The sequence below is a fragment of the Paenibacillus sp. J22R3 genome (genome assembly GCF_056269305.1).
This window is the reverse complement of the sequence record NZ_JBWDNS010000001.1, coordinates 588,741-602,145: the sequence shown is the minus strand read 5'-3', so window position 1 is coordinate 602,145 and position 13,405 is coordinate 588,741. Positions and strand designations below refer to the sequence as shown.

Here is a 13,405-nt window from a genome sequence, read left to right as displayed (position 1 = left end):
TTCCATTATTTGGTGCCATTCAAGCATAGCGCACGTACGTTCCCCTGTAAATCATTTATTATCAAAAAGAAGAGGACCACGAGGGTCCTCCTTTAAACGTCATTCGATAGGGATTACTTACTGTACGCCGAACGTAAATATCGCATCCGGGTCCGGAGATAAACGGTTGTAATCCCGGATCGAGTCGACCCCTTTGCTGGTACTCGAGATCGTTCCGATCTTGCCCGAAGCTAGCGACGGCACTTTCAATACGATTGTTTGCCCGTCCAGACGACCTTCCGTGGGCGTGATTTGTTTGCCATCTACTGCGATGTTGAAGAAATTAGTTTCATCCGAGTAGCCTTTGATAGGTTCGCTGAACGTAATCTTGATTTCCGTTCCTTGCGCGTTTACTTTCGCAATATAAGGAATGGCATTATTCGCACTTGATGCGGTAAAGACATAGACGCTGCTGTTGTCAGAGTCCTCCAGCTTATCCCTTTGATCGTCCACGATCAGTCCGTGATTCGAATCGTATTCCAAACGATAGCGCTGATTCGATTTCAGCGGATCCAGCTGGTCGGCGTTCAGGTAAACCGTGATGGACTTGAGGTCCGGGGACAGGACGTAGCTCGCGTTTCCGCTTGATTGAATGTCGATGTCGTTTCCTCCGGATACGGCGTACAGCGAGAAGCCCCCATCGTCATCAAGCCATATAGGCTCGCTGAATTGAAGCTCGAATGTGTAGCGGTCCGTCGAAACGATCTTCGTGACCGTAGGTGCCTGATTGGTAGTCGACGTTCCCGCGAACACAACTTGATAAGGCTTCGTGCCGTCCTGCGTGCGGATGGCGTTCCATCCCGCCGCGTCCTTGATACTGTCCTTGAAACGCAGGAAGTAAGTCTTGCCGGACCGCACATCTTCGTCTAGATATAGAGTCACTTCGGTCACGATTCTGTTCGTTTCGTTCAGGCTATCTCGGGCAATGTCGATCGCCGAATCGTCATCGCGCAGAAGATTGAATCCAGACGCGCTAACGTTACGAACGGGCTCACTGAAGGTGACCTTGATCGCCCTGTTGTTCAGCGCCGACACTTGGGTAACGTAAGGTTCGTCGTTCTTCTTCTCCGTGCCTGGGAATACCTTCTGATTCGCCCCGTCCGTGTTGACCAAACCAGGCAAATCAGAGATGCGGCCGGTGTAGACATGCCCCGCGACGAACAGGGAAGGATTGCCCGTTTGCTTCGTCTTTAGCTGGATGACAACCACGTTATTCGTGCCGGACTTGCGGACAACGTATTCGCTCCACCCGCTCACGTCGACATTACGGTTGTTATCCTTCAGAATCGTCAAGTCGAGAGAGCCGACTTCGGAGTCGGACAACGCACGGCTGAACGTTGCTTGAACCGTATTTTGATTGACAATTTCGAGCTTTTGAAACTCGATCGATCCGGACGTTTCGCGATCGCTGCCGACGAATTGGATGCGTGTATCCGCCGCGATTTCGTTGCCGCTTAGGTCATTCACATGATTGATGGTGACGGAATAAACGTCGCCCGGCGTCTGCGTATTGGTCGTGAGAGTGACAGACTTCTTCGCATCGTCGTACACCGCACTCTTGACTGCTCCTAGATCGCTGCCCAGCTTATAGTTGCTCACGCGGTTCGCCGTACTCGCTTCCAAACGCTCACTAAACGTTAAGACCACTTGGCGTGCTGCCGCTTGAATGCCGACAATGGTCGGAGAGCTGTAATCGACAAGGCCTCCGAAATACAGGTTCGTCGCTTTATCCATCGCGTTTCCTGCCAGATCGGAGATCCCTTGAATCGTCATCGTATACAGCACGGCATCCGTCTGTTTCGTCGTCGTAAGAATAACTGTGTCTCCGCCACTACCCAGAATGACATTCGTTACTCTGAGATTATTGTTAATCGTGTAATTCGAAACGTTCTTCGCCTGACCCTCGTTAACCTTCTCGCTGAATTGCACTTCGACGGTCGAATTGCTAAGTACTGACACCGATTGGACTTCAGGCTTATCGTGATCGTTCGTGCCTTTGAGAACAATATCGCGCCGCGCGTCCATGACGTTACCGGCTAGATCGGCAATATTGCGAATCGTCAGCTTGTATTCCCTGCCGTTCACTTGTTCGTTGGTGTACAGCGTTACCGTTTTGCCATCGCTCGCGATGGTCACGCGGGTGACGTACAAATCGTTATTGATGCTGTAGTTGTTCACATTGCGAGCGTCGCTTGCGTCGACCTTCTCGCTGAAGACAACCTGGATTGTCGAATTGTTCTGACCGGCGACACTAACGACAGTCGGCTTCGATCCATCGAGGTCGTAAATGCCGTAGAAGAACAAGTCGCTCCGGGAAGTCATCGTGTTGCCTGTTAGATCCTTCACGCCGGATACGGACAGCCGATACAGATAACCGTCTTCTTGCGTGCTCGTCGTGATCGTGACCATGCGTCGATCGTCGGATAACGCAAAACTATAGAGACTAAGGTTACCTGAAACGATGTCGTAATGGTCCGGATCCTCTGCCGTGGAGCGGCTTAGCTGCTCAGAGAACGTCAGCCGAATCGTCCGATCTCCCAGGTTCTCGACCTTGGTTACGGTAGGACGAGTGTCAGTCGTGCCGTCGTTGTTATCCCTAACGGCGGAATAACGCCAGCCCGTTCCGTCCACCGTGAGTGTGTAGATGACATTCCATTGTTGAGGCCCCGTCAAGATCGTAACGGTCATGCCATCCGATGACAGAGTCGCTGTTCTGATCGCGATAACCGTACCTTGATCGTCCTTTAACGAGAAGTCAGACAGATCAATCGAGGCGACTTTTTGCTTCAGGGTCACTAGAATGATACTGTTCGCGAGCGGTTGAATGCTGCTCACCTGAATCTTATGTTGGTTCTGCTGTTGATAAACGGCATAAGCGGCGTCGACGAGCTGCCCGCGGGTAGCGGCTGCTTTGTAATTGCTCTGGTAAGAGATAAAGCCGTGATCGAGCGCGGCACTGACCGAACTCCTTGCCCATGCAGATACGAGGCCTGCAACCGTAGAACTGCCATTTCCATAGCCATATGCTCGAACCAGTACAGCAGCCAGTTGCTCCACCGTTACATTAGCGGCGGGAGAGAACTTGCGCACGCCTGTTCCCGTCATGAGCCCAGCCTGATTCACAGCCTCCACTTCGTGATAAGACCATCTCGACTTCAACACGTCGTTAAAGCTCGACTTTACCGTGTTGATGTTGTCTGATAACCCCCAGAGTCGGAACAGCACGGCGGCGAATTGTTCGCGCGTCATCGATTGGTTAAGTCCTGCGCTTCCGTCCCCCATTCCGGTGAAGATTCCTTCTCCCTTTAGTACCTCGAACTTCGCTTGCGTGGAAAGCGAATCCGCATCTGCAATAAAAGCCGGAATCGCAAGAGCCAACAGCAGCCATGCGATCAGCACTTTACGTACTACATTCATACCCTAACCTCCTTTTCCGCGAGTCATGAAGACCCGCTGCGTCGAAAAGCTGTTTATTATAACGCATGGAGGTTACGAAATGTTGCGCTGACAAATTCAATTTGAAATCTGTCAAAACTCGCATTTATACGCATAAATACTAGGAAAACCAACATCAACCCCTTTTATACAAGGGCTTTAAATCTATGACCTCAATCATTGCGAGAGACATTTTGTATCATTTTGTTGAGAGTAAGAGATGATGAGAATTCTTTAATTTTATTTCAATATGGCATAAGTCCGGTTATACCAAGAGGTCAATGGTGATTCCTACAGACAGCAAGCATAACACGATCGACGGAATTGCTTTCGCAATTGGATCTTTGGCAACGACAAGAAGAACGAAGGCCGCTACAAGCATCGTTACGGCTAATAGAAGTCCGGCTATCACGGCTGTAACAGAGTACCAAATACCAACAATCATCCCAATCGAGCTAACGATCTCAATAAACCCCGTCATGAGATTGAACATCGGCGGCAGTCCGAAGCGTTTGAATTCATGCGCCATTTTGCCGCTTATAATTCTAATCCCCGTGAACATGAAAAACACACCGACAATTACTTGCAAAATCATCGTTATCATTTGAAGTAGCTCCTTTAACTCATGATTTATTTTTTAATATTACATGCTATAGCATGCATAAGGCGTTAATGATTATGCTGCTCATCTCCCCTTTACTCATCATTAACGGCTGCATACAGCTTCTCGAGGATTGCTTTCAATTCCTTGATTTCCACCTTACTCAAATATCTTGTCGCATAATGATGCGCTGCGATGACAACGGGAAGCACTTTCGATTTAAGCTCCATTCCTTTGTCGGTGAGGTATAGATTGTGGGAACGTTTATCCGTATCATGAACGAAGCGTTGAACAAACTCTTTCTTCTCCAAAGAATGAATCATTCGAACAACCGTGGTTTGATCCCGGTCAATGGCTTCCGCAAGCTCTTTCTGAGTCGTTGCCTTATCGCCGTCCAGTACACCAAGAATGCCCCATTGATCCGGCGTAATTGCGAATGGCTTTAATTGCTTCGTGAAATAATTGTTCATCTTCACATCTGTGCGATGAATCTGAAATCCCGTGAAATCATACAGTTCCATAATCGTCTCCTTTGACATCAAGCGCCTTATCGCCTATTTTATATGCTATAGCATTTAAAATCAAGCCTAGAAAAAGCCGCCTAAGCGGCAGCTTCACTTCGTGATTCCGGTCTCTTCAATATCCATCTTTACATTCACCAGTACGTTTAACGAGCCATATTCTCTATTCCACTTCTCTTCGTTCCAATTTCTCGTTTTGCTCCTAACGAAATCCCCCAAACCGAGCGGGTCGATTCCATCTTTCTGAAACCTTTTAATAAGTTCCGTTCCGGAATCGGTTAGATCTTTTTCGAAACTGGCTTCGATTTGCTCAATCATGGGTCGATTCAAGGTCACTGCCCTTGAATCGACGATTCGGGCAGGTAAATGAAGGTTTAACGACAAGTTCGAACGTTCTTTATCTTTGTCGATCCGATAACGCACCTTTGTTCCGATAACTTCGGCCGCAACGTGAGATCCGTTGTTCAGCTTCGTTTCAATTGCACCGCGCTTCACATTTTCTTTAAGCAGCTTCATGACCCTCATCTGCTTATCATTCAGCTTCATTACATATTTGTCATCCTTGAACAAAGCCAGGCCCGCAATGTAAATTTGATCTTCCTGTGCTTTAAGTATAGGTAATAGAGGATCCATTCCTTTACCCAGAAAGGCATAGCCGAACTCATGCAGATTTTGTTTGGGCACAAGATTCGCACGTTCGTTCATATCGAGCAAGTTAAACAAGTACAACCCTTTTTCCTGATCCGAGCTGAAATTCTTCCGCAGTACTTCTTTTGCACTTCCGTCAACAACAGCCAAATACATCCTTCGAGAAGCTTGCGCGTCACGTAAAACCATATCCAATTCGTTCCTAAGTCCCTTTGCTGCCAGCTCTGCTCCGATTAAAACCACGGAAAGCTTACCCGAATTGAGAGGTCTGTCCAATCGCGTGTCCAATAATTCCCTAATCCCTACGCTCGTATAGCCGACCTTCGAGAGTAATTGATTGGAGATCGAGCCGGGCTTCCCGCTCTGAAACCTGGTCGTCGCTATCGTAATTTCGATTTGATCGTTCTGAGCTTCATCGAAGGCGCAGACGATAAATAGGGTAACTCTGTCCAGAATTTGTTGTGTAGCGCACCCCGTTAACAGGAAGCAGATGGCCGCTAGCGACAGGAATAAACGGCTCATACCGTGCTCTTCACTTTCACTCTGACCCTATCGACCAGATACATAAACGGGATGTACGCAAATATCATATAGAAGCCGATTTGGGCTAACAGGGCTTGAAGTGCTTCGACTTGATTGCGGCCTGCAATCATACTTACGGCGGCAAACACAACAACCAGAAAAATCGGCAAGACCGTCCTTTGTTTAACGGAAAACATGACTTTAACCGCCCGGCTGGAAGCCCATATACAAAGGCAAATGATCGGAATAATCCAAAATATCTGCGCAGAAGCGCCAACGAATTCGAATCGCTCGATAAACGGGAACTTTACGAATTTATATTTGGTCAATTGCGGCCATAATTGATTGGATAATTGTTCGATCTTGAACAACAACAATGAAAACAGAACAACGACAAGATAGGATAATGTCGTAATAAAATTCGCTAATTGTGCCCATTTGTGCGACTTTTCAGGCGTCTTGATGAACGTATATACAAAGAATATCATCTCTACGCCTACGTAGGGGAATGTCAGCTCCTTAGTCGCCATGAGCAGCTCGCTCAACGAATGATCCATGATAGGCGACAAATTATTGAAATGAAAATACCCGGCCGAGAATAGCATGGACATGATTAATAGATGCCTAAATAAGCTGAAAAAGCAGATGCCTACGATCACCCGAAAACCGCCCGTAACGATATAATAAACAAGAAGAAGCAGCACCAACGCGAGCAGCCATGTCGCGAGTTCAGGAAACAGCCACACTTGTACGATTTCGATAAACAGTCTCATTAACAAACTTGCATGGAGCAAGAAGTAAACGATGAATATCATGTTTAGCCCGCTGCCCGCCCATTTGCCGAAGAATCGTTGGTGAATTTGGAGCAGATCCGTCTTGTTGCTGTTAAGTATGCCATAAATCATCCAGATGATGACGTGAAAACACAGCCCGCAAATAAGAACTGAAATCCATGTGTCATTGCCGGCGAACTGGATCGGTTTAATGGACATGTCGAGATATTCGGAGCCGAATTGCATGGCATGCACCAACGGAAATACCAGATAAGGCGATACTGTCAAGCGCGCAGGTTCCACTGCCTTCATCTTCGCATTCCTCCAGCCGCTCATTCGTCGATGTCTTTTTTCCTCTTTGGTTGTTCTTTATTGAATCTTACCGGTCTTTGCGATCTAAAGTAGCTGAAGCGATGATTAAACTTAGAATAGGAAGGACGTATCACGGTGTCATATGCATCCGTAGCGCGGAAGGGATAAAACGGAACGAGATAAGGCATTCCAAGTGACGTTAATCGAAGCAAATGCGCAAAAATAGCAATGGTGCAAATGAAAATGCCAAGCAGCCCTCCTAATTGAGCGGATATGATAAATGGAAACCGTAGAAGTCGTATGGTGGCGCTCATTCGAAAGATTGGGGTAGTAAAGGAGGCCAATGCTGATAACGCTACAATAATCAATAAAAAGTTACTTGTCAGCGCAGCCTCGACAGCCGCTGTGCCGAGCACGATACCTCCGACAATGCCGATGGTTTGACCGATTTTGGTAGGCAATCTGGCGCCTGCCTCCCGAAGCAGTTCAATGACAAGCTCCAGAATGAGCACTTCCACGAAAGGCGGAAAAGGTACATTCATCCTAGAAGAAACGATCGTGGGTAAAAAAACGTTCGAAATGCCCTGACCGTGATAAGTCATCACGGCAATATACAAGGAGGAGGAAAACACGGAAAACAGCACGGAAGACATGCGAATGACACGTAAAATCGAGCCAACGATCCATGGCAAATAATAGTCTTCGAAGGTGATAAAAAAATACCCCAGATTGACCGGTGCAAAAACCGCAATCGGGGAACCGTCCATCAACACGCAAATTTGCCCCGATGAAAGTGCCCAAGCCGCATAATCCGGCCTTTCGGTTCCGATCGTCAGCGGGAAGATGGAGTTGGAATTATCTTCAATCATTTGTTGAAGGACTGTGATATTCGTTATTTGATCGAATTGAACATCCGTAATGCGCTGGATACACGTATTCAAATATTGTTCGTTCGTTAATCCCTTTATGTAACATACCGCTACTCTGGCCTTTGATATTTCCCCTACTTCAAACTCCTTAACGCGCAGCTCGGGATAGGGCACTCGCTTACGAATCAAATTGAGATTCATGTTCAATGCTTCTACAAAAGCCTCTTTGGGCCCTTCCACCGTAAATTCGATCTCAGGCGCTGAAATGCTTCGTCCTTTGGCTGTCGCGGCATTGACCACCATGCATTGATCCGATTGCAGACCATATTGAATGACGACATATCCCCGCAGAAGCTTGCCTTGAATCGTATCCCAATCGTTACTTATTTCTTTCTCCCCAACCGGAATCGAACGGTACAATTCATTGAAAGTCTGATTCGATTCGTTGCTCAGTGGACCGAGGATATGATCGTGCAAAACGTTCGGTTCCAAGAGGGAATGAAAATAGCCGATGAAAAAAGACTCATCGTTCGTTGGATGTTCATAGCATACGAAATCCGATGACTCACGAAGCTCCTTCCATTGTCGAGGGACCGCAGTCATTTCTAATCACTCTTTTCCTACATTTCAATATCTCAAAGTTACACTATTGTCTCTCCGCAATACCTAAATTATGCAATAATCCCTGATTATTGCGATTGCGCAAACGTATTCAAAGCCAATGATATAGAAGAAACGGCAGCCTGTATGGCTGCCGTTAAGAACCGTCAAACGCAAGAGTCGCTCATTGTTGCATAGCTGATGATGTACTTCTGCAATGCCTCTTTACTGTGTTGTCCGACTAAAGTCTCCACTTTATAACCATCTTTGAACAACAATAAGGTTGGCACACTCGACACATCGTATTCTGCTGCAAGTTCTTGCTCCTGATCTATATTAACTTTGACTACGGCAGCTTGATATCTAACTTCCTGAGCCAGGCTATGATCAATGTTAAGCTGCTCTAGACAAGCGTTGTTTCCTGGCTTATAGAAGTCTACAAGTGTGATTCCATGACTTATTTGTCCCTGAAACGTTTCTTTGAATAATGCATGGACCTCCATCTTATAACCTCCTTATTTACATTGAAGTGCGTTCATAAGTCTTAACCGATTACGTTCGAGATGACTTCAATATTTCCTTTAGTCGCTTTGGCGTAAGGACAAACTTTATGTGCCTCATCTACGACTTCTTGCGCAATGCTGCGCTCTACGCCTTTAAGCGTAATGTCCAGCGTTACAGCAAGCGCATAGCCGTCATTCGCATCCTTGCCGAGCGTGACGCTAGAAGCAATGGAAATGCCATCCGATTTGATTTTTTTCAAACGAAGGACAGTGCCCATCGCGCCTTCAAAGCAAGCCGCGAATCCTGCAGCGAACAATTGCTCCGGATTCGTTCCCTCTCCGTTACCGCCTAACTCTTTCGGATATCGCAAATCTACATTTAGATTCTCATCGCTGGAAACTGCTTTCCCATCTCTTCCACCTTGTACGTTAACAGTAGCTGTATATAGTTTCTTTTCGATAATGTTCATGATTGTATTCGCTCCTATTCATGATCTAATTGTGTATTTGTGTATTTGTGTATTTGTGTTTATAAACGATAATAATATCCTTGTGTTCATTAGTATTCATCGCGTTTGAACTCGTTATCCGTGCTATCATTCGATCCATTTTCTGTCGTCTACGTTCTCATCCATCCTCCTTTGACGACTTAATAAGTAACCATCTATATTTATATTTGCTGGTTACATGAGTTATATTATCATGCCCTTTATTTGTAGTCAAGCGAATTAAATAATAAGTGCTCAAGTTTGGAGCACAACAAAAAAAGCCGCTATCATTAGCGGCTTCAAAGTAACAATATCAACTACAGAAGAAACATGATTTAATCGGACGGCAAATCAGACGACGAACGTGCGGATATGCGCAAGCATGGCGTCCAATACAGCTTCGAGCGGGCTCGTCTCCTTCCGAACCTGAGTAAGAAGAAGGCCTCCCTGAAGCGCAGTTAGCAGCGACAGCGCGAGATGGTTCGGGTCCGCGTCGGCTCTCAGCTCCCCACGGTCATACATAGCGCGTAGTCCTTTGCGAATAGCCAGTTCCCACTGCATAAAGCCGGCAACGAGTTCGCTGCGCGCTGCCGGATCTGTATCCGCAAGCGCACTGGCAAGCGAGCCAATTGAACAGCCGCCTTGGAATTGCCGTTCAATCTGAAGCTTCACGATGGCATCGCGCCACATGCGAAGCGACTCCATGCTATCCAAATGACTTAGCAGAGGCTCCTGGGCATCAAGCACTTGTTCGGTTTGATACACAATGACAGCTAATACGAGATCGCGTTTCTCCTTGAAATAGTGGTACAACTGGGAGGAGCTGACCTTGGCCTCCCGCTGCACATCTTCCACGCTTGTGCCGGCAACGCCGCGATCAAACATTAATTTGGCTGCGGCGGCGACGATACGCGCGCGTGTCTCTTTTCCCTTTTTTGTCAGCCGCTGCTTTGGCGTTTGGACATCCATTATATTTTCCATGCATGTAGTATACCAAAATTGGATGATGCAATCCATTAATAAACGTTAGGATGTGATGAGTTTCGAATCTTGCCTGGATCGGTTTTACTCTAATAAAAACGGTGAGATTGTTAATAATTAAACTGCAGTTTGTCCACCATCGACGGCTAGGTTTGCGCCATGAATGAAGCTGGCACGATCCGTCGCGAGGAAGACGACGGCCTCAGCGATTTCATCGGCTGATGCAGGACGCCCTGCCGGTGCTTGGGCAGCAAGCTGATCAAGTCCTTCACCCATTGCTTCGGTGCCTTCCGTACGCGTAGGACCGGGGCTGACGGTATTGACACGGATACCGCTTGGGCCGTATTCGGCTGCCCATGCTTTGGTAAGCAGGTTGATTGCTGCTTTGCTCGAACCGTAAAGACTCATACCGGACATTCCATAATCGGCGAGCATCGTCGATATGTTGACGATGGCCCCCTTGCCGCTTTCCGCCATCAGCGGCGCCAATTCTGCGACTAGAAAATAAGGTACTTTGACATTCAGTGCGTACACGAGATCAAAATCATCCTCCATTGTTTCATGCGTCGGTCCAAACGGGAAGACGCCTGCATTGTTGACAAGAATATCAACTCGCCCGCTGCCCAGTTCAATTGCGCGCTTCGCCAAGCTTCTTGCGCTTGACGCGTCGCGAAGATCCGTTTGCACGAAATCTGCTTTTCCTCCCGCTGCGCGGATTGCCGCAACGGTCTGTTCGCCACGGTCCACATTGCGCCCCGCAACCACGACGTGGATGCCTTGTGCAGCAAGCTGATTCGCAATTGCTCGCCCGATACCGCTTGTTCCTCCTGTAATAAGTGCTGTAGATTGAGTTGATTTCATATTATCCTATCCCCTTTCGATTTATGGAGTGTTCACTCCAAACTTCTGTGCTCATACTAACAATTTGATTTTGGATTGTCAACTCCAAAAAAAGCCTTCTTGTTAGGCTATGGAAACCAAACAAGCTCGAGACCTATTCGTCTCGAGCTTGTTATTACAGCAAATCCTACCCTCCATTCTCATGAATCGCTTCCAGCTCTGCGTTGACACTCTTCATCATATTGACCATATCCGTATAAGGCTGGTCCTGCTGGTTTACCAAACCGGTATTGAAATTCTCGCCGTCTTTGCGTCCGGTGACTGCCTGATCGAAATACCCAAACCACCCCGAGCCGACAAACAGCGGATGCGCTGCTTGCTTCTCGATGAAAGCTTTGAAAGCCGCACCTCTGTCCGCTATACCGGCCGTTGCTGTAGCCGCATTGACGGGCGTTAACCCGCGCTCACTCGTACTGAATGTAAACTCCAGATTCAACAGAGGTTTACCGAATGCCTCGTATCTGGCAAGCCAACTTGTATCCTTCGAATACATATCAACAGAGAAAGCATCTACGAATTCCATGGCTGCCGAATCCCAATCCAGACTGGTTCGCCAGGTAGAAACGATTGATGAGCCTAGGAACAAATGGTTCGTATCATATTTCTCGATTATCGAACGGATTGTCGAGAAATACGTTTTGGATGCCAGCTTGATATAGTCCGATACATCGACAGCCGGAACTTTCGCGATTGCGATCGATGTATTCATCAAGGTGTCCAATGATTCAGCGTCCGTACCCAGAAGCTGATTAAGGACAGCAATATCATTGTTGTATCGAGGTGCAAGAAAATCCACAAAAGCTCTCTTAGCCGCAGAAGTCGAGTCATAATTCAAAATCTCTCTGACGATATCGGTCGACCATCCCGCCTCATTATCGTAAGTGTAGCCAATCAACCACCGGTCGTTCTTCGCCTCTCTAAGCTGCGGTCTCAGAGCGTTGTCGATCATGGACTTCGCTTGCGGATCGAACACATCGTAGGTCCATTGAATTCTTTCTAAATTCATAGGATCTTGCAACACCTGTATATAAGGGAATGTAACATGGTTAGGTCGGGTCCACTTGCTAAAAGCATTAAAGCCCCAATCGATCATTCGCTTCTTAGTGATTTCTTCCCACTTCGACTCATAGTCGCTGCCGTATTTTCTCATGATGTTGGCGATGACAAAGCTGACTCTTTCTCCGTTTAAGTCACTTGCGTAAGCTGGCGCGTAAATGTTCGGATCCGGAAGCTCCTCGAAGACTTGGCGAGGCGTGCCGTCGATATGCTGATACGGTGTTCCGTAACCCCATTCCCATATGCTTGTCGCATCCACGCCTTTTAGAATGAACTTGTAGCCGGCAGGCGTAATAAACCACCATTTATGATCTAGTTGTTCAAGTCGGAAAAATCCGGTGGCTGCTTGCTGCCCTCCGCTTTTGATCCCGCCGAACGGATCATATTGTCGGCGGTCAAGCGACACCTTCGCCAGCGCTTTCGCCTCATTCGCATAATCCGCCTGTAATTGAGCGTCCGTTTCAACCTTTCCGGCCCATGTATCATAGATCCATTGTCCGTATTTATCTACCATCAAAGCGTCTTTCTTCAGTTCAGCCTGCATCTGCTCTACGGTAAAAGCAGGTGCAGCAATCTGTCCTTCATCGCCTGTACCTCTGACGATTTGCACTTCCGTAAGCGGGATATGCTGATAAGCGTTAGAGCGCTTAATATCGATGACTATAAATCTGGCCGTCTTGTTGTTCATCGGGATGCTAACCGAATCGTTCAAGGCGGTTCCTGATCTGACATGCTTGCCTGCAATATAATAATAGTCCGTCGTAGCCTCGGGTCGGTATTTCACCGTAAATTGTTTATAGCCCCAATAGCCATTTGGCGAATTCAATACAATATTAATGCTGTCCAGCGGGTAGTCCTTCAGCAGGTCAAACACCACTTGTACCGTTCCTTTGGCTGTGGCGCTTCCCATCCAACCGGCATAGGTCGTCATCAGGTCGTCAAGAAGTTTGCCCCCCTCTGAGGATACCAAGCCGGCTGCCCCGTAGTCGGGAGAATTGCCTGCATCCGGAGCAGGGCTGTAATAATAGTTTCCGGTTGTAAGCTTCAACCCTTCCGCGAGCGTACTTCTTCCGGCAGGGATGTACGGCACTAGTAGCAGGAATAAGAGAAATAGTTTATAAGCATCACCAAGATACCCTCTATACCATTTGCTCATA

The 13,405-nt window shown here is 47.4% G+C and carries 11 protein-coding genes; all 11 read right to left on the bottom strand.

The window, feature by feature from the left end:
• Positions 1-117 precede the first annotated feature (117 nt).
• Entirely contained in the window at positions 118-3,456 is a 3,339-nt protein-coding gene (locus AC0YN4_RS02705; protein ID WP_475835058.1) for an Ig-like domain-containing protein, read from the bottom strand.
• A 283-nt stretch (positions 3,457-3,739) separates the two neighbouring features.
• Positions 3,740-4,078, bottom strand: a complete 339-nt coding sequence (locus AC0YN4_RS02700; RefSeq protein ID WP_475835057.1) for a DoxX family protein — start codon at positions 4,076-4,078, stop codon at positions 3,740-3,742.
• Positions 4,079-4,170: 92 nt separating this feature from the next.
• Positions 4,171-4,596: a MarR family winged helix-turn-helix transcriptional regulator gene (locus AC0YN4_RS02695; protein WP_475835563.1), complete on the bottom strand. Its 426-nt coding sequence runs from the start codon at positions 4,594-4,596 to the stop codon at positions 4,171-4,173.
• A 93-nt stretch (positions 4,597-4,689) separates the two neighbouring features.
• On the bottom strand, positions 4,690-5,766 hold the full coding sequence (locus tag AC0YN4_RS02690) for a Ger(x)C family spore germination protein (protein ID WP_475835056.1): 1,077 nt from the start codon (positions 5,764-5,766) through the stop codon (positions 4,690-4,692).
• Positions 5,763-6,851, bottom strand: coding sequence for a GerAB/ArcD/ProY family transporter (locus tag AC0YN4_RS02685; RefSeq protein ID WP_475835055.1), 1,089 nt, complete (start codon positions 6,849-6,851; stop codon positions 5,763-5,765). The genes AC0YN4_RS02690 and AC0YN4_RS02685 overlap by 4 nt, the downstream gene beginning before the upstream one ends.
• A gap of 20 nt (positions 6,852-6,871) precedes the next feature.
• Positions 6,872-8,323: a spore germination protein gene (locus tag AC0YN4_RS02680; protein ID WP_475835054.1), complete on the bottom strand. Its 1,452-nt coding sequence runs from the start codon at positions 8,321-8,323 to the stop codon at positions 6,872-6,874.
• Between the two features lie 164 nt (positions 8,324-8,487).
• Entirely contained in the window at positions 8,488-8,823 is a 336-nt protein-coding gene (locus AC0YN4_RS02675; protein WP_475835053.1) for a thioredoxin family protein, read from the bottom strand.
• Positions 8,824-8,864: 41 nt separating this feature from the next.
• Positions 8,865-9,293, bottom strand: a complete 429-nt coding sequence (locus AC0YN4_RS02670; protein WP_475780916.1) for an organic hydroperoxide resistance protein — start codon at positions 9,291-9,293, stop codon at positions 8,865-8,867.
• 369 nt (positions 9,294-9,662) lie between these two features.
• Positions 9,663-10,292 carry a TetR/AcrR family transcriptional regulator gene (locus AC0YN4_RS02665; protein WP_475780915.1) on the bottom strand — a complete coding sequence of 210 codons (630 nt, stop codon included), beginning with the start codon at positions 10,290-10,292 and terminating at the stop codon, positions 9,663-9,665.
• A 117-nt stretch (positions 10,293-10,409) separates the two neighbouring features.
• Positions 10,410-11,153 carry an SDR family NAD(P)-dependent oxidoreductase gene (locus tag AC0YN4_RS02660; protein WP_475835052.1) on the bottom strand — a complete coding sequence of 248 codons (744 nt, stop codon included), beginning with the start codon at positions 11,151-11,153 and terminating at the stop codon, positions 10,410-10,412.
• 166 nt (positions 11,154-11,319) lie between these two features.
• Complete coding sequence (locus tag AC0YN4_RS02655) at positions 11,320-13,404, bottom strand: hypothetical protein (RefSeq protein ID WP_475835051.1); 2,085 nt, start codon at positions 13,402-13,404, stop codon at positions 11,320-11,322.
• Position 13,405: the final 1 nt, after the last annotated feature.

Coding starts and splice junctions, on each gene's coding strand:
- AC0YN4_RS02655 (WP_475835051.1), bottom strand. CDS start 13,404: ATGAGCAAATGGTATAGAGGGTATCTTGGTGATGCTTATAAACTATTT.
- AC0YN4_RS02705 (WP_475835058.1), bottom strand. CDS start 3,456: ATGAATGTAGTACGTAAAGTGCTGATCGCATGGCTGCTGTTGGCTCTT.
- AC0YN4_RS02675 (WP_475835053.1), bottom strand. CDS start 8,823: ATGGAGGTCCATGCATTATTCAAAGAAACGTTTCAGGGACAAATAAGT.
- AC0YN4_RS02695 (WP_475835563.1), bottom strand. CDS start 4,596: ATGGAACTGTATGATTTCACGGGATTTCAGATTCATCGCACAGATGTG.
- AC0YN4_RS02680 (WP_475835054.1), bottom strand. CDS start 8,323: ATGACTGCGGTCCCTCGACAATGGAAGGAGCTTCGTGAGTCATCGGAT.
- AC0YN4_RS02660 (WP_475835052.1), bottom strand. CDS start 11,153: ATGAAATCAACTCAATCTACAGCACTTATTACAGGAGGAACAAGCGGT.
- AC0YN4_RS02665 (WP_475780915.1), bottom strand. CDS start 10,292: ATGGAAAATATAATGGATGTCCAAACGCCAAAGCAGCGGCTGACAAAA.
- AC0YN4_RS02670 (WP_475780916.1), bottom strand. CDS start 9,293: ATGAACATTATCGAAAAGAAACTATATACAGCTACTGTTAACGTACAA.
- AC0YN4_RS02690 (WP_475835056.1), bottom strand. CDS start 5,766: ATGAGCCGTTTATTCCTGTCGCTAGCGGCCATCTGCTTCCTGTTAACG.
- AC0YN4_RS02685 (WP_475835055.1), bottom strand. CDS start 6,851: ATGAAGGCAGTGGAACCTGCGCGCTTGACAGTATCGCCTTATCTGGTA.
- AC0YN4_RS02700 (WP_475835057.1), bottom strand. CDS start 4,078: ATGATAACGATGATTTTGCAAGTAATTGTCGGTGTGTTTTTCATGTTC.